Origin of the sequence: Algoriphagus kandeliae (assembly GCF_004571135.1) — a bacterium.
GTDB lineage: Bacteria > Bacteroidota > Bacteroidia > Cytophagales > Cyclobacteriaceae > Algoriphagus > Algoriphagus kandeliae.
Genome location: NZ_SPSB01000004.1, coordinates 482,110 through 498,291, shown reverse-complemented (window position 1 = coordinate 498,291; position 16,182 = coordinate 482,110). Strand labels below are relative to the sequence as shown.

The window sequence follows — 16,182 nt, the reverse complement described above, 5'->3', positions numbered from 1 at the left end:
TTTTAGTCATGAGTGAACTGACCGAGCAGATTATTGAGGCGCTAAAGGATAAATCCATCCCCGAAAAGGCGGCCTTCTTCCCTAAGTTTTTTAAAGCGTTTCCCGGAGGATATGGGGAAGGAGATCAGTTTTTTGGTGTGAAAGTTCCCGATCAGCGGAAGATTGCCAAGCGGTTTTTCAAGGAAATCAGTTTGGAAGAATTAGCTGAATTGGTTCAAAGTCCCTTCCATGAAGTTCGACTGACGGGTCTTTTGGCTTTGGTGTATCGTTATGAAAAGACTAAAATGGAAGCTGGGAAAAAGGAGCTGGTTGACTTTTATTTGGAGCATCTAGACTTTATCAATAATTGGGATTTGACAGATACTTCCTGTCATCAGATTTTGGGTGAATTTTATTTCAAAAAAGAGAAAAACTTGTTTTATGAATTAGCCGATTCGGGACATTTATGGAGACAGCGGATTGCGATGATCAGTAGTTACCATTGGATAAAAAAGGGTGAATTTTCGGATGCCTTGGCTTTGGCGGAGAAATTAAAAGATCATCCCCATGATCTGATGCATAAAGCAGTAGGATGGATGCTAAGGGAGATCGGAAATCAGGATTTTGAAACAGAAAAGGAGTTTCTGAAAAAGCATTATCAAACCATGCCACGAACAGCTTTACGCTATGCGATTGAGAAGTTCCCGGAAGACTTGAGGCAGGATTTTTTGAAGGGTAATTTATGAAATACAATGGAAATACAGTTGAAATACACCTCCCGCTGGTCGGTGAAATATGGTTGATTCGAGCCGAGCCTTTTGTTGAAGTGATATCCTATTTCGACTTCCGAAGGGAGGCTTATTTCATGAATTGTATTTCGCCCGATTTATCGGGGTGTATTTCCACTGTATTTCTCGATTTAATCTTCTATTCCCTCCAATTCGCTCAACTCCAACCAAGCCATTTCAAGCTCTTCCAATTCTCCATCGATTTCTGCGATTCGGTTGGACAATTCCAGTAATTCCTGATGATCATCTATCCCCGATGAAATCTTTTCGGTTAGTTGAGCTTTTTCTTCTTCCAGATTCCCGATAGTTTCTGTGATTTTTTTGAACTCTTGCTTTTGCTTGTAACTCGCTTTTTTCTTTGCTAGAGCACCGGGATTTTCTACGCTTTCTTTGTTCGTCGTTTTTTCCTCTACTTTCTTGATACTAGGGACTTGATTCTTAGTACTATTTTCTTTTTCCCATTCACGAAGATCCGTATAGTTTCCAGGAAAATCTCGGATCTCTCCTTCTCCTTCAAATACAAACAAATGATCAACCAATCGATCCATAAAGTATCGGTCGTGGGATACGATGACCAAGCAGCCAGGGAAATCATCCAAGAACTCCTCCAATACATTCAAAGTCATCAAATCCAAATCATTGGTTGGCTCGTCCAAAATCAGAAAGTTGGGATTTTTGATCAAGACCATGAGGAGCTGGAGTCTGCGTCGCTCCCCACCACTCAATTTCCCGATAGGGGTAAATTGCTGCTTGGGTGGAAATCCAAAGCGGTTTAAAAACTGACTCACGGTGATCGTTTGTCCTTTGTCCAGGACAACAACTTCTGCCACCTCCTTTACTACGTCAATAAGACGTTTTTCCTCATCAAATCGATCTTCTTCTTGCCGATAATAACCAAAAGCCGTAGTCTGACCCACTGTGATTTTTCCTGAATCTGGATTAATCAAACCGGTAATCATTTGGAGAAAGGTGGTTTTTCCAGCCCCATTAGGCCCAACAATCCCGATTCGGTCTTTCTTTTTAAACACATAGGAAAAATCCTTGATCAATGTCTTTTCTCCGTAGGACTTATGAAGATGTTCCAATTCAAGAATTTTGTTCCCTAGACGCTGAGTGGATAAGGAAAGTTCGATGTCCCGTTCTTCCCGCTGCGTGAAGGCTTTTTCCTTGGTTTCTTCAAAAGCATCGACTCGATACTTGGCTTTGGTTCCTCGGGCCTTGGGTTGGCGCCGAATCCATTCCAATTCCTTTTTATAGAGACTTTTGGCTTTTTCAATTTCTAGATCCTCGATTTCACGGCGCTCTGCCTTTTTTTCGAGGAAATAGCTGTAATTACCTTGGTAGCGATAGATTTTGCCATTGTCGAGTTCCAAGATTTCATTGGTGACCTTATCCAAAAAGTACCGATCGTGTGTGACCATGAATAAGGAGAGATTGGCCTTTGAGAGGTAATCTTCCAGCCATTCGATAGTTTCCAGATCGAGGTGGTTGGTAGGTTCATCAAGTAATAGCAAATCCGGTTTTTCCAAAATCGCTTTAGCTAAAGCTACTCTTTTTCGTTGGCCTCCGGAAAGGTTCCCAACTGGCAAATCGGTATCGTGGAGGCCTAGTTTCCCTAGTACTTCTTTGACCTGATATTCAAAGTCCCAAGCCTGGAGGGAATCCATTTTTTCGTAGAGCTTACTGAGTTTTTCCGGGGAAGCATTCCCTCTCTCAGATTCTAAAAGTGCCCGATGATAAGCTTCGATCACCTGGAGGATTTCCGAATTGCTTTGGTCGAAAATTGCTTGGTAAATGGTGAGTTGAGCTTCGAAAACCGGATTTTGATGCACATAGGCAATTTTTACCGATTGGTTGATAGCGACTTCTCCTGAATCCGGGATTTCCAAACCCATGATGATTTTCATCAAAGTGGACTTACCGGCACCATTGATACCAACCAAGGCGATTTTTTGGCCTTGAGAGATGCCGAAGGAGATATTTGAAAAAAGCTTACGCTCCCCGAAAGCCTTGCTGAGATTCTCAACCGAAAGGTAATTCATGGGGCAAAAGTAAGGGAAAATAGGATAGAAATATGGTTGAAATATCCCCTAATTTATAGTTGAGATTCAAAAGAAATACGCGGGGGAATTGTTAAATGAAATGAATAATCAACTTGAATTTTGAAACTTGATCCATTATTATTTCAAAGAGCGCAGCGAGGTGTATTTCCACGATATTTCTATCGTATTTTTATTTAACCTTTTACATTTTTTTGGCAAAGCCTATCTTCAAACCATGAAAACCATCCATGATATTCTCAAACTCGGCGATCCCAGATTGTATCAAGTATGCGAGCCGGTACTTCAGTCTGAATTGTCCCAAGTCCCCGAATGGACTCAGCAGCTTCATGAGGCCATGGAGGATATCCGTCGAGTCTATGGCTTCGGTCGAGGAATTGCTGCCCCTCAATTGGGGATTATGAAGCGTATGTTCTACCTCAATCTGGACCGGCCTTACATCATTTTAAATCCTGTGCTTAAAAACCTGAGTGAGGAGAAATTCGAACTCTGGGATGATTGCATGTCTTTTCCCAACCTGTTTATAAAAGTGGAGCGATACCAAAGCTTGACACTGGATTATGTAGATGAAAACTGGGAAGCTCAATCTTGGAATGTGGAGGGAGCTATTTCTGAATTAATCCAACATGAATACGATCATCTCGACGGAGTACTTTGCACGATGCGGGCGATTGATAAGAGGAGTTTTAAGTGGAGGGAATAAGATTCGAGGCTGCTTAATTATTTTGGAACAATTAAAGATAGCAATGCAGATATACCTCCCTTCGGTCGGAAAGATATGCTTCGCAAGATATGGGATGGTTTGATCATTTTGGTCTATCTGGGTAGCAATTGCTACCCTATCTTCAAATTATCTGCGTAGCTATCTTATTTATATCATGGCCCCATTTTTGAACCATTCTATAAAAATTACTCCATGTCCAAATCCTGGGAAAATTTCATCAAACAGTTTCGCCATTACCTAAAAATTGAGCGTTCGCTTAGTGAAAATTCCATTCAGGCCTACTGTTCGGATGTAGAAAAACTATCCCATTTTTTAGAGAATGAATATCCCTCCTTAGGACCTGCTGAGGTAGAAACTAAGCAACTTCGGGAATTTGTAGGGATGTTGGGAAAATTGGAAATATCTGAATTTACCCAAGCACGTATAATCTCTGGAATCAAAGCCTTTTACAAGTTTTTGGTTTATGAAGAGCTAATATCCAAAGACCCAGCTCAGCTTTTGGAAGCACCTCGTCTTGGGCGAAAACTTCCGGATACCTTGAGTTTTCATGAAATCAATCAAATCTTGGAAGGTATTCCTTTAGGTGATGCACAGGGACATCGTAATCGGGCCATGCTCGAACTGCTTTACAGCAGTGGTTTGCGGGTTTCGGAACTGATCAATCTAAAGAAGAGCCAAATTTTCGAAGATATAGGATTCCTTCGCATTGTTGGGAAAGGAAATAAAGAACGGTTAGTTCCGGTAGGAAAAGATGCGCTGAAGTACTTGAATATCTACCTAAAGGAAGTTCGAAATCATCAGGAAATCGCCCGGGGTCATGAGGAGTATGTTTTCCTGAATCGTCGTGGGAAAAAATTGAGTCGTGTGATGGTTTTTATGATCATCAAAGATTCGGTAGCAAGGGTTGGAATTGAAAAAAATGTAAGTCCTCACACTTTTCGGCATTCCTTTGCCACCCATCTAATTGAAGGAGGTGCTGATCTTCGTGCAGTACAGGAAATGCTGGGTCACGAAAGCATCACTACCACCGAGATTTACACCCATTTGGATCGGGATTACCTTCGTCAGGTATTGACCGATTTTCACCCCAGGAACCGGAAAGAAATTTAGCAATTGCGATTGTCAGTCCGAGCGGAGTCCAAGGGTCCTCGACTCCGCCCGGACTGACAAAATTATCAAAACTCGGACTGACAAAAATTTAAAGGTGGTTTTTGAAGTTTTACTTCCTCAAAACCTCTCTCGAAATCACCAGTTTTTGGATCTCAGAAGTGCCCTCACCGATAGTGCAGAGTTTGGCGTCTCGGTAGTATTTTTCCACTGGATAGTCTTTGGTAAAGCCGTACCCTCCAAAAATCTGTACGGCTTCATTCGAAACAGAAACAGCTACTTCGGAAGAATAATATTTTGCCTGAGCTCCTTCCAAGGTTACTTTTTCTCCTCGGTTTTTGAGGTCAGCTGCTTTAAAAGTCAATAAGCTTGCTGCTTCAACTTGAGTAGCCATATCGGCGAGTTTGAAGGAAATCCCCTGAAACTTGCTGATGGGCTGATTGAATTGCTGTCGCTCCTTAGAGTATTGAATAGAGGCCTCCAAGGCTCCCTCGGCGATTCCCAAAGAAAGCGCTGCAATGGAAATTCTACCTCCATCCAAGACTTTCATGGATTGGATAAATCCTTCGCCAACCTCTCCCAAGACCTGACTTTCATGGACTTTGCAATCTTCAAATATCATCTCTGCAGTTTCGGATGCACGCATTCCTAATTTGTCTTCTTTTCTGCCTCCTCGGAAACCGGGAGTTCCCTTTTCAACCACAAAAGCAGTCATACCATGTGAATCCCCAATTTCTCCTGTACGTGCAATGACGACAGCAACATCTCCCGAGAAACCATGGGTAATGAAGTTCTTGGCTCCGTTGATGATGTAATAATCGCCGTCCTTTTTTGCAACAGTTCGCATATTCCCAGCATCCGAACCGGTATTCGGCTCTGTCAATCCCCAAGCCCCGAGCCACTCACAAGTAGCTAGTTTGGGAAGGTATTTTTGTTTTTGCTCCTCGGAGCCAAACATTAAAATATGGTTGGTGCAAAGGGAATTGTGAGCTGCCATGGACAATCCGATTGCAGGATCCAATTTGGCTAATTCAGCGATTGCGGTAACATACTCAAAGTATCCAAATCCAGCACCTCCGTATTCATGGGGAACCAAAACTCCCATCAGCCCCAATTGTCCTAGTTTTTTAAAAAGTTCTATGGGAAAATGCTGTTTATCATCCCAATCTTTGCGAAAAGGAGTGATTTCCTTCGCTCCAAAATCACGGATCATATCAGCGATCATGCGCTGATTTTCGTTCAAGGTAAAATTCAACATGGATTATTTGGGTTTATTTTCTTTAAATCAAACCCTAAGATTAAGATTTGGTTTGGCTTCCACAAATGCGGTATTTCCATAGAAGATTGGGGAAATCGCTTAAAAAAGTTAATCATTTTTTACGCACTTTCCATTTCCCAAATTTTTCAATTTGGGTTTTAGCAGATGAATTAATATTATTCGTTTTAAAAGGTTTTCTTTATTTAGTTCCAAACTGTATGAATTTCAGACTTTTGTCCTTTTTGCTATTTCTGATTTTTTTCCAGCATTCACTTCATGCCCAAAGTCCCCGCCAAATCATTGATAGTCTTCGCCTACGAATTCAGGAGGATTTGCCTGCGGATCAATTGGCGAATATGTACGGGGAATTGGGTTGGCAGTATGCTGTCTTTAATTTGGATTCTGCAATCTATTTTGGTGAGCTTGCAGTAGAAAAAGCCAAAGAAAGCAAGGATACCAAAATTCTAGCTCAATCCTACACGGACTTGGGAAGTGGATTTTTGCAAAAAGGTGAGTTGGACGAAGCCATGAAGCTTTATCTGTTGGCAAGGGAAATCCGGGAGGAAAGTCAGGATTCTTTGGGTTTGGCAAAGGTTTATAATGCCTTGGGATATATTTTCCAGCGGAAATATGAATCTGATTCTGCTATTTACTTTTTCCTAAAGGCTCTACCCATTTTTGAGAAGGAAGGCGCGCTATTGAATGCCGCTGCAGTAAAAAATAATCTGGGGGTCATTTATCAAAATCTCCCCGATTATGATAAAGCCATTCAGATGTATCAGGAAGTGGCTGAGCTTCGGAAAGAATTGGGGGATTATCGAAACTTGGTCGGTACTTACAATAATTTGGGGAGTTGCTATAAATATTTGGGAGACTATGAGCAGGCCGACCAATATTTTCAAGATGCAATTTCTCTCGCTTTGGAATTGGATGATCCCTTGAATCAGGCAATTTCTTATCGGATTTATTCATTTTTTCTACAGGAGATTGGTGACATAGAAAAATTGGAATCCGTGGCCAAAAAAGGGCTAATTGTTGCTCAATCCATTAATGCCGAATTTGAGAAAGCAGGGCTGGAATTAGCACTAGGTATAGCATACAATGCACAAAAGAAATATGCAGAAGCAAAGCCACTTTTACTCGAAGCTGCGGAGAAATTCAAGGAACAAGGTTCAGAAGAAGATGTTTTATTCTCCTACTTCGAATTGATACCGCTTTATGCCTCCATCGGAAAACCCGACAGTTCTCGATATTACGCCAATTTGTATCAGGAGACTTTCCGGAATAAACTAGAGAAGGAATCCCGTGAACGAACCACGGAACTGGAAACCAAGTATCAAACGGAACTAAAGGATCTTCAAATTGCTGAACAGCAACTGGAGATCAGGAATAAAAATTTGCAGCTCTTCGGTTCGCTGGGCTTAGCCTTGATTTTGGCAATTGTAGGTTACCTTTTATACAGTCAACAAAAGCTCAAGAATAAGCAATTGAAACAGGAGGGGGAATTGAAGGCTGCTTTGGCACAGATTGAAACCCAAAACAAATTGCAGGAACAGCGCCTGCTGATTTCGAGGGATTTGCATGATAATATCGGAGCACAGTTGACTTTCATCATTTCTTCCATAGAAAATCTCAAATATTTTGACCCGATTAAGGAAACCTTGACTCCTCGATATGAGTCAATTGCCAATTTCACCAAACAAACTATTCGGGAACTTAGGGATACCATTTGGGCGATGAACAGCGGCTCGGTTTCTTTCGAAAACCTCATCGGTCGAGTCCATAATTTTATTCAGCAAGGCCAAGATTCAACGCAGGTAAAACTGGAATTTATTCAGGATTCGGATGTGGATTTATCTGCGAAAATGCCATCTGCTACGAGTATACAAGTTTTGCGAATTGTGCAGGAAGCTATCCAAAACGCTTTGAAATATGGAGAGGCAAAAGTGATTCAGGTCTTGATCACAAAAGACTCCGGAAGTCTTACTTTTCAAATAAAAGATGATGGAAAAGGCTTTGACAAGGAAAAAGTCCAACTTGGAAATGGCTTGTCCAATATGCAGAAAAGAGCAGATGAAATCGGGGGCAAATTGGAAATTAAAGCCCAAATAGGAGTTGGAACAGAAGTTATACTCCAACTTTCCTCAGGCACTTTTTCCTGATTAAATAGGTACTTTGTCGTATTTCAGGGATGGTTATTCAGACTTAGTTTTGAGAAGCCTGAAATAGCCAAATCCCAACTATGTACTTTGCCAGCATTCAAGATGTAATTTTATTTTCCTTGGCTTTGTTAGTGCTGGTGGGTTTTGGCTTTTTGCATTTTTTCCTTTTCCGTGAATATGCCCAACAAAAGAAAAAGCAGGAGAGGAGACTGAAAGAACTGGAGCAATTAGTACAGGTAGAAATCACACGCTCAAAGGAAATAAATACTTCCAGTCTTTTGTTAGAAAATGTCAAGTCTAGAGCCAACGAACAATTGGAGTTAATCCGTTTACAGATAAAATCTCTGGACAAAAACTCTAATTCTTGATTAGCTCATCTGGAAGGGCAAATGCCACATAGCTATCCCCACTTTTGGTGCCTTTTCCGCCACCACATGCAATGACCAAAAATTGTTTCCCGTTTTGCTCATAGACAGCCGGAGTTGCATGTCCTGCAGCAGGCAGTTTTGCTTCCCAAAGAATTTCTCCAGTTTCTTTATCAAAGGCTCTGATTTTTTCATCCTTGGTAGCCGCAATAAACAACAAACCACCTGCCGTGACAGCTGGACCACCGTAGTTTTCGGTACCCGTTTTAGGGATGCCCATCTGTGTCAATGAATCGATTTCTCCTAAAGGAACCTGCCATTTTTTGAGTCCCGTTTTCATATCAAGGGCAGTCAAGACTCCCCAAGGTGGATTGGAACCATAAAGTCCTTCCTTTGTCAGGAGTTTCTGATAGCCGGTCATGTAGTATCGAGGGGCTAATGGGGCGTTCTGGGATTCAAGTTCTTTCTTATCTCCCTTCTCGTTTTTTCCGAGTAAAAATTCCACCAAAACTTCCCGTTGTTCATTACTCAAATAATCAAAAGCCGGCATAGCTCCACGTCCTTTTTTCAAAAGAAAATCCAAAGAGTCAGGGCTGTATTTTTCTTGGAGCCCAGTCAAAGCAGGGATGGCCGGTGGGTTTCCTTTTTGCTCCAAACCATGACAGTTTCCACAATAATTTGTGTAAACCGTTTGCCCTAAATCTTCAAATTCTGCATTGGCAGTCATCTCAATCAGCCAAGGAATTTGATTGGCGTTTACATAGAGGGTTTGGCTTTCGGGATCAAAGGCAGAACCTCCCCATTCGGCTCCACCGTCCATTCCTGGGAACAAAACAATGGGATAATCAGGATGTGGAGGGAGCCACATATCGCCGTATTGGGCATTTTGTAATTGAGTTCGAATATCAGCTTCCCATTCGGGTCTGAGATTCAAAATATCCTTTTCTTCAAAAACCATCCTCATGAACGGTTCAGGTAGGGAAGGGATAGGTTGGGTAGCGCTTGTATTTTCACCCGGCATGATGCTTTGTGGTACTTGCTGCTCTACGATTGGCCAAAGTGCTTCCCCTGTTTCTCGGTTGAAAACAAAGGTGTAGCCTTGCTTGGAGGTTTGTGCCACCGCATCAATCCATTGACCGTCTCTCTCTACACGAATGAGAGTAGGCGGAGATGGGAAATCCCGATCCCAAATATCATGGTGAACGCCTTGAAAATGCCATAGTTTTTTACCCGTTTTTGCATCGAGGGCAATAAGGGAATTTGCATAAAGATTGTCACCCTGTCTATAGCCTCCCCAAAAGTCATAGGTAGCCGAGCCAGTCGGGACAAATACAATTCCTCTTTCATAGTCAACGGCCATTCCTGCCCAATTATTTGCACCTCCGATTTGTCGTATGTATTGTGGGTCCCAAGTGTCATATCCTTCCTCACCTTCATGGGGAATGGTATGAAAAATCCATTCCAATTTTCCAGTTGGAATATGGTATGCACGAATATGTCCGGGAGCTGCATCCAATCCTTCAGAAAGACGCATTCCCATGATAATCAAATCTTCGAATACCTTTCCTGGTGCATTGGCTACGATTAAAAAATCTTCCCGATCGGTATCCAAACCTTTGCGGAGATCTATTTTTCCATTGTCACCAAAATTGCGAATAGGTTCACCTGTCAAGGCATCCACTGCCATAAGCCAATTTCCAGCTCCAAATAGGATGCGCTTATCTTTTCCTTTTTCCCAATAGCTCACCCCTCGGTTGGTGCCTGCCCAGGAGTTTTCTCCTCCTAAAATCTCAAATGGATCCAAACGCCAGATTTCTTCTGCTGTGACTGCATCCAAAGCGAAAACATGGAGACGTGGCGTAGTGCCGTACAAAATTCCGTTTTTAACGATGGGCTGACATTGAATTTGTGAGCGCTCAGTGGCATCGCCTGTTTGATAAGTCCAAGCTACTTCCAGATTGGCTACATTGTCCCGATTGATTTGTTGAAGGGAGGAATAGCGAGTTCCATCAGCCGGTCCTCCGTAGTAGGACTAGTCGGTGTAGTCTGTTTTTTGGATTTCGGATTGACAGCTCCAAAGCAAGAGAAAAGCAGGAAAGAGTTTAGGGAAATTTTTCATTAAGGTAATTTTACAAAATTTCACTCATTCCCTGTTTTACTGTTTGGAATTAGTTTTTGGTAGAGTTACCTCATCAAATTTGGTTTCATAATCGTCTCTAAGGGTTCCGAAGATTCTATCCCAAATCAAAGTATATAAGCCATAGTTTCCATGGAAGTGCTCGTGGTGTTGGTTGTGAGCGGTACCTGTATTGACCCATTTACCGACCCAAGTTCGCTGAAAGTTTTTCGGGAAGAGTTCGAAACCCAGATGTCCATAGACATTGTAAAAAAACTGAAATAATAAAAATAGGCCTAAGGCGGCTGGATGGACAGGGAAGCTAAAAGCTATCAATGGAATGATTCCTGCTTCCAAAACAGCTTCAAGCGGATGAAATGCATAAGCCGTCCAAGGAGAAGGATTGGTAGATAGGTGATGAACTCGATGAATCAGTCTAAAAAATTTAGGAACATGCATAAGCCTGTGAATGGAATAAAAGTAAAAATCATGAACAAAAAACATCATCGGAAAAGTCAGGAAGTAATAAAACATTCCGTATGCATTGGCAGGTTCATAAAGTTGGGTATAAGGCCTCAATACGACAAAAACTAAGGCCGCCATGGTGGCGAAAATCAGAATAGTCAGCAAAGAATACAGTATGTCTCGATAATAGTGTTTTGATTGTGGGAATTTAGACTGCATCCTCCGGTGAATCAGCGGATTTTTAAGAAAAAAGTAGAAGACCAAAAAAGCACCTCCTGCAATCAAAAAATACCGGGAAGTAGTAATCTCTGCAACCCGAATCCATCTTTCTCCAAATGCCTCCCAGTTCATACTTATTTCATTATTGACCTAGTTCATACGGAAATTTCAACGGGTCAGGATATAGATAGTTAAATCCAGTTCCCATTATTTTTTTGGAAGAAATGATACGATTTTCTTCTTCCTTTGGAATCGCAAAGCTTTCTGGAAGAGGAATTTCGAGTTCTAAAGCATTTTTTTCATAAATCTCCCTTCTAGTAGGATGAAGGGGTGCCACACCGTTGAAGGTTTCGTTCCAAAGTTCATGTTTCAGTATATGAATCATCATGCGAACAGCATCTTCTCGATGAATGTAATTGACTCGTGTATGGCCTACGACCTGATTTTTTCCTGCAAAATATTTCCCTGGAATCCGATCATCTCCCAAGAGTCCACCAAAGCGAAGGATGGTTAGCTTCTGTGTGAGTTTTTCCTTTAAATATTGTTCCGCTTTCCATAAGGCTACATTCCCGGCAGATTCTGAAGTAAGGATTTCATCTTCTAGGTATTCCTGCTCTTGGGTTTGATTGGGATAGACACCAGTCGAACTCACATAAAGGACTTTTTGAATCGAGGAATTGGAAATTAGGTCCTTTAAAAACTTCAACTGCTCCAAATAATTTTCTCCACCATCAGTTCTGCTTTTTGGTGGAATATTTAGGACCAATACATCTGCTTGAAAAAGCTGTTGAAAAGCAGTTCCTGTAGGATAAGGATTAAGTGAAAAATGAACGGCTGGAACTCCTTCTTTTTGCAGTTTCTCAGCTTTTTCTGAAGAAGTGGTGCTTCCCAAAACAGAATAGCCCTTTTCAATTAGTTTTTTTGCCAAGGGTAATCCAACCCAACCTAGTCCTATGATGGAAATTTTTGTCATTGAGTCAAAAATAAAAAACCTCCCGATGGGGAGGTTTGATTTTAATCTTTTTTAGGTAGTGTTCCTAGGATAAAATCCCAAAGTGGCGTACTTACCCCGAAGGCAGAGTCCGGATCTTTGTAATGATGAATGGCATGATTCACCCACAATATTTTCAGAAAGTTCTTAGGAGGATTGTAGGCATGAACGATGTAATGCACTCCCAAATAACTTGCATATCCAACCAAGAAGCCAGGTAGGAAATAGAATGCGAAATTTCCCATGATCAACTTGAATACCAAGTAGAAAATTGCGGCATAGGCAGCGCTCACAAATGGAGGCATTGCCAGGCGATCCTTATCTTTTGGATAATCGTGATGAACTCCGTGAACGGTATATTGAAGCTTATCCTTGATCGGAGTGTCAGGTTCCATATGGAAAAAATGCTTGTGCATCATATATTCCACGAACGTAAAAGCAATGTATCCAATCAAAAACAAGGCAATTGCCATTGGCCAAGAGATCGTAGTAGTGGTAATACCATAATAAAGGGATACGCCAGCAAACACAAAAAACATCGTGATCGGCACCAGAATATGTGTTCTGGAAATACGCTCCAAAATCGGATTTTCAAACATTTTGGCAGAACCAAAATTATCCGGGCGGTCCAATCTTCCTATTTTTTTCATTTTTCCTTTCAGATTGTGAACTACAAGTAGATTTTAAAATCGAACGCGAAATTAAAGATTCCAAGTTCTTATTGCCATTGATTTTTGTCACATTTTAAGTGAAAATCAATTTATTGAACTTTTTCTAAGGATTTTTCTATCGTTTCCTGATAATATTTCTCATAAAGAGGCAAAATATTGGAGATATCAAACTCCTTTGCTCTCGCCAAAGCGTTGGCTTTGAAAGTCGGAAGGTTTTCATCAGCCAAGATGGTTAAAGCCTTTTCTTTCATATCATCAATATCTCCTACCTCACAGACAAAACCGGTTTTTCCATTGACATTCAATTCAGGAATACCCCCCGCATTGGAAGTCAAAATTGGAACTTCACAAGCCATTGCTTCCAAAGCGGCTAGTCCGAAACTTTCCTTTTCAGATGGCATAATAAACAAATCTGATACCGAAAGTACCTCTTCAACAGCATCTAATTTTCCTAAGAACCGAACATCATCACAGGTGCCCAATTCCCGGCAAAGTCGCTCCATTCTGTCCCTTTCAGGTCCATCACCTACTAAAAGAAGTTTGGCAGGGATTTGTTTTCGAACTTCATAAAAAACACGGACTACATCTTCCACTCGTTTCACTTTTCGGAAGTTGGAAGTGTGGACCAAAAGCTTTTCTCCATGAGGACAAATTGCCAATTTGAAGTGCTCCTTCTTTTGTTTTTTAAAGCGATCTAAGTCGATGAAGTTTGGAATGACCTCAATGTCCCGCTTCACTCCAAAATACTTGTAAGTCTCATTTTTCAAATCTTGAGAAACTGCAGTCACTCCATCAGAATGATTGATGCTGAAAGTAACCACTGGCTCGTAGCTTGGATCTTTTCCCACCAAAGTAATATCCGTTCCGTGCAGTGTAGTCACGATTGGAATATGGATGTTTTCCTCGGCAAGGATCTTTTTTGCCATGTAAGCTGCGGAAGCATGAGGAATCGCATAATGGACGTGAAGAAGGTCTAAATGCTCGTATTTCACTACCGAAACCATCTTACTCGCCAAAGCCAGTTCATAAGGAGCATGCTCAAAAAGCGGATAGCTCTTGATGTCTACTTCGTGGTAGTAGAGATTTTCACTGAAAAAATCCAGACGGGTAGGTTGCCGATAGGTGATAAAGTGGATTTCATGCCCCACTTTGGCCAAGCCCTTACCTAATTCGGTGGCAACTACCCCGCTACCTCCAAAGGTGGGGTAACAAACGATTCCAATTCTCATAGTTTTTTGAGTACCTGTAGACTTTCCGCGAATTAAACACGCATAAGGTCAAGTTTTGTTCAAAATAAGGGGAATTAATCGATTTTTCGAGGATTATTAGAAATTCTAGTTCTTTCTATTTGCTTGAATTACAGCTTGAAAAAGAAGAAGGCTGTCTTTCAAGAAAGTTTTTTGCAGTTGGAAGTAGTTTGGTATTTTAAGCGTCTAAATCGAAAATCTATGAAAATCAGCTTCAAATTATTTCAACTTCTAAGCATCCTAATTGTAGCGGCATGTAGCGGGACTCCTACTCAAGAAGTCGTTTCGGAAAAGCCGGATTGGTCCGAAAATCCCTGGCCGGAAATTCGAAAACAACGTATTTCCCAACTTCTTCCAAAAGCAATGGAAGCTGCTCAAGTGGATTGTTGGATTACGGTCTGTAGGGAAAATAACAATGACCCGATCGCAGTACATGTAGGAGGAGAAAACGCAGGAGGCACGGCAGCATTTTTATTTTACACTGATGAGTCTGGATTTCATTCTCTGGTTTTTTCACCCGAGGGCGAAGCGACAGCCTTAGACGAATTGGACATTCATGATGAAGTAGTGAAAGTTCCTCGCGGAAATTCAGCTTTGGCTGAAGCGGCTGATTTTATCAAAAGCAAAAACTTCAAGCAAATCGCAGTTAATTCATCCACTTCGAATTCTATGGCGGATGGACTTTCCTTTTCTCAGAGAGAGGAATTGGAGGGCCTGTTAGGTGAGGATGCCGCAAAGTTGGTTTCTTCTACCGAATTGGTCTATGAATGGCTTTCGATCAAGTTGCCTGCTGAAGTGGAAATCATGCGTCAGGCAGCTCAAATGGCATCTGATTTTCAATATGAAGCCTATGCCATGATAGAGCCCGGGAAAACCACAGATGCAGATGTGGCCAAATTTTTAAAGGCGAAGATGGCAGAATATGGAGTAACCGATGCTTGGCATCCTGACCAAAATCCCAATGTAAATTCAGGTCCTGATCGAGGTCATTCTCATGCGACAGACAAAGTCATTATGCCAGGGGATGTTATTCAGATTGATTTTGGAGTTAAGCTTTATGATATCTGGGTAAGCGATATTCAGCGCTTTGCCTATGTTTTAAAAGAAGGAGAAACTCAAGCTCCGGATGATATTCAGCAATATTGGGAGCATGGAAAGGCAGGTTCTAGAGCAGCCCTAGCGGCAATGAAACCTGGAGTGAAAGGAGTGGATGTGGACCGAGCTCAGCGAGTATTGATGGAAGCTGCCGGTTCGGAATATGTCATGTGGAGTACGGGACATCCTGTGGGTTACGTGGCACATGATGTGGGACCCAACCTCGGTGGTTCACAGGCTCCAAGCATCCGGCCTGCAGCTCAAAAGGAACTGAAACAGGGGATGGTTTTTGCCTTTGATGGATTTCATGCTTGGAAGCGTCCGGATGGAACGACGAAGACTATTTCAGTTGAAGAGATGGCGGTAGTAACCGAAAATGGAGCTGAATACCTTATTGAACCTCAGGAAGAATTGATTTTGGTGAAGTAGAGTTTGGCGGTTCCATTAACATTAAGGATTGAATTTCACTGGGATTGAAATGAAAAATCCGATTTGAATTGTATTCTTAGCTCGCTTTTAAAGATGATTTTAACTAGTGGTTATGGTTATTTAGGATAAAATGATAAAAATTTATAGTTAAAACTTGACTTTTTCATAGGAGGGGGTATTATTCTTAGTTCAAGTTTTCGGCACTGAGAACTTTTTAATAAATCGTTTAATTTTAAATCTTTGAAAAAATGAAAAAAGTAAGAATTGCTTTTATTGCAATGAGCTTTGGATTAATGGGATTTTTGTATGCTCCTGCCCCAGCTCAAACTACTAATCCACCTGAGGAGGAGGAAGCCACAAACCCGGATGACATAGGAGGAGAAAAGACCAAGTGGTATTATTTTGACTGCCCTTATAATCAGGGTAAATATTGTGATTCGGTTGAAAGCTCTCTTTCATGTGGGAAATCAAAGAAAAAACCGATTGGAGCCTGTTAAATTTTAATC

The 16,182-nt window shown here is 41.4% G+C and carries 14 protein-coding genes and 1 pseudogene; 7 read left to right on the top strand and 8 right to left on the bottom strand.

Going from position 1 to position 16,182, the window contains the following annotated elements; translation table 11 throughout:
• The first annotated feature begins 8 nt into the window (after positions 1-8).
• Positions 9-725: a DNA alkylation repair protein gene (locus E4S40_RS14495; RefSeq protein WP_135075641.1), complete on the top strand. Its 717-nt coding sequence runs from the start codon at positions 9-11 to the stop codon at positions 723-725.
• 173 nt (positions 726-898) lie between these two features.
• Here E4S40_RS14495 and E4S40_RS14490 read toward each other — a convergent pair whose 3' ends face one another.
• A complete protein-coding gene (locus E4S40_RS14490) occupies positions 899-2,809 on the bottom strand; it encodes an ABC-F family ATP-binding cassette domain-containing protein (protein WP_135075639.1) in 1,911 nt (636 codons plus the stop codon).
• Between the two features lie 235 nt (positions 2,810-3,044).
• Between E4S40_RS14490 and E4S40_RS14485 the strand changes: the two genes are divergently transcribed.
• Together E4S40_RS14485 and xerD are read left to right on the top strand one after the other, a co-directional pair.
• The gene (locus E4S40_RS14485; protein WP_135075636.1) at positions 3,045-3,530 is read left to right on the top strand and encodes a peptide deformylase; all 486 of its coding nucleotides are present in this window, start codon (positions 3,045-3,047) and stop codon (positions 3,528-3,530) included.
• 213 nt (positions 3,531-3,743) lie between these two features.
• Positions 3,744-4,661 (top strand): site-specific tyrosine recombinase XerD, encoded by a 918-nt coding sequence (xerD, locus tag E4S40_RS14480; protein ID WP_135075633.1) that lies wholly within the window; start codon positions 3,744-3,746, stop codon positions 4,659-4,661.
• A gap of 109 nt (positions 4,662-4,770) precedes the next feature.
• Here the strand turns inward: xerD and E4S40_RS14475 are convergent, their stop codons facing one another.
• Positions 4,771-5,916, bottom strand: coding sequence for an acyl-CoA dehydrogenase family protein (locus E4S40_RS14475; RefSeq protein WP_317129237.1), 1,146 nt, complete (start codon positions 5,914-5,916; stop codon positions 4,771-4,773).
• A gap of 218 nt (positions 5,917-6,134) precedes the next feature.
• Between E4S40_RS14475 and E4S40_RS14470 the strand changes: the two genes are divergently transcribed.
• Together E4S40_RS14470 and E4S40_RS14465 are read left to right on the top strand one after the other, a co-directional pair.
• On the top strand, positions 6,135-8,078 hold the full coding sequence (locus tag E4S40_RS14470; protein ID WP_161971809.1) for a tetratricopeptide repeat-containing sensor histidine kinase: 1,944 nt from the start codon (positions 6,135-6,137) through the stop codon (positions 8,076-8,078).
• A gap of 80 nt (positions 8,079-8,158) precedes the next feature.
• Positions 8,159-8,446: a hypothetical protein gene (locus E4S40_RS14465; RefSeq protein ID WP_135075627.1), complete on the top strand. Its 288-nt coding sequence runs from the start codon at positions 8,159-8,161 to the stop codon at positions 8,444-8,446.
• Here the strand turns inward: E4S40_RS14465 and E4S40_RS17335 are convergent.
• From E4S40_RS17335 to bshA, 6 genes and pseudogenes are all read right to left on the bottom strand, one after another.
• Entirely contained in the window at positions 8,436-8,948 is a 513-nt protein-coding gene (locus E4S40_RS17335; protein ID WP_449353870.1) for an outer membrane protein assembly factor BamB family protein, read from the bottom strand. The two genes, E4S40_RS14465 and E4S40_RS17335, sit on opposite strands and share 11 nt — an antisense overlap.
• Positions 8,949-10,460: pseudogene (locus tag E4S40_RS14460) on the bottom strand (c-type cytochrome); the annotation flags it as partial. It abuts the gene before it with no gap.
• Positions 10,461-10,598: 138 nt separating this feature from the next.
• A complete protein-coding gene (locus tag E4S40_RS14455) occupies positions 10,599-11,375 on the bottom strand; it encodes a sterol desaturase family protein (protein ID WP_135075624.1) in 777 nt (258 codons plus the stop codon).
• Positions 11,376-11,385: 10 nt separating this feature from the next.
• Positions 11,386-12,216, bottom strand: coding sequence for an NAD(P)H-binding protein (locus tag E4S40_RS14450; protein WP_135075621.1), 831 nt, complete (start codon positions 12,214-12,216; stop codon positions 11,386-11,388).
• Positions 12,217-12,257: 41 nt separating this feature from the next.
• Positions 12,258-12,884: a sterol desaturase family protein gene (locus E4S40_RS14445; RefSeq protein WP_135075618.1), complete on the bottom strand. Its 627-nt coding sequence runs from the start codon at positions 12,882-12,884 to the stop codon at positions 12,258-12,260.
• 110 nt (positions 12,885-12,994) lie between these two features.
• Positions 12,995-14,134: an N-acetyl-alpha-D-glucosaminyl L-malate synthase BshA gene (gene bshA / locus E4S40_RS14440; protein ID WP_135075615.1), complete on the bottom strand. Its 1,140-nt coding sequence runs from the start codon at positions 14,132-14,134 to the stop codon at positions 12,995-12,997.
• Between the two features lie 219 nt (positions 14,135-14,353).
• On the opposite strand from bshA, the gene E4S40_RS14435 reads away from it, so the two are divergent.
• Together E4S40_RS14435 and E4S40_RS14430 are read left to right on the top strand one after the other, a co-directional pair.
• The gene (locus E4S40_RS14435) at positions 14,354-15,676 is read left to right on the top strand and encodes a M24 family metallopeptidase (RefSeq protein WP_135075612.1); all 1,323 of its coding nucleotides are present in this window, start codon (positions 14,354-14,356) and stop codon (positions 15,674-15,676) included.
• A gap of 248 nt (positions 15,677-15,924) precedes the next feature.
• On the top strand, positions 15,925-16,173 hold the full coding sequence (locus E4S40_RS14430; protein WP_135075609.1) for a hypothetical protein: 249 nt from the start codon (positions 15,925-15,927) through the stop codon (positions 16,171-16,173).
• Positions 16,174-16,182 lie beyond the last annotated feature (9 nt).

Coding starts and splice junctions, on each gene's coding strand:
- E4S40_RS14445 (WP_135075618.1), bottom strand. CDS start 12,884: ATGAAAAAAATAGGAAGATTGGACCGCCCGGATAATTTTGGTTCTGCC.
- E4S40_RS14495 (WP_135075641.1), top strand. CDS start 9: ATGAGTGAACTGACCGAGCAGATTATTGAGGCGCTAAAGGATAAATCC.
- E4S40_RS14470 (WP_161971809.1), top strand. CDS start 6,135: ATGAATTTCAGACTTTTGTCCTTTTTGCTATTTCTGATTTTTTTCCAG.
- bshA (WP_135075615.1), bottom strand. CDS start 14,134: ATGAGAATTGGAATCGTTTGTTACCCCACCTTTGGAGGTAGCGGGGTA.
- xerD (WP_135075633.1), top strand. CDS start 3,744: ATGTCCAAATCCTGGGAAAATTTCATCAAACAGTTTCGCCATTACCTA.
- E4S40_RS14455 (WP_135075624.1), bottom strand. CDS start 11,375: ATGAACTGGGAGGCATTTGGAGAAAGATGGATTCGGGTTGCAGAGATT.
- E4S40_RS14465 (WP_135075627.1), top strand. CDS start 8,159: ATGTACTTTGCCAGCATTCAAGATGTAATTTTATTTTCCTTGGCTTTG.
- E4S40_RS14485 (WP_135075636.1), top strand. CDS start 3,045: ATGAAAACCATCCATGATATTCTCAAACTCGGCGATCCCAGATTGTAT.
- E4S40_RS14435 (WP_135075612.1), top strand. CDS start 14,354: ATGAAAATCAGCTTCAAATTATTTCAACTTCTAAGCATCCTAATTGTA.
- E4S40_RS14490 (WP_135075639.1), bottom strand. CDS start 2,809: ATGAATTACCTTTCGGTTGAGAATCTCAGCAAGGCTTTCGGGGAGCGT.
- E4S40_RS14475 (WP_317129237.1), bottom strand. CDS start 5,916: ATGTTGAATTTTACCTTGAACGAAAATCAGCGCATGATCGCTGATATG.
- E4S40_RS14450 (WP_135075621.1), bottom strand. CDS start 12,216: ATGACAAAAATTTCCATCATAGGACTAGGTTGGGTTGGATTACCCTTG.
- E4S40_RS14430 (WP_135075609.1), top strand. CDS start 15,925: ATGAAAAAAGTAAGAATTGCTTTTATTGCAATGAGCTTTGGATTAATG.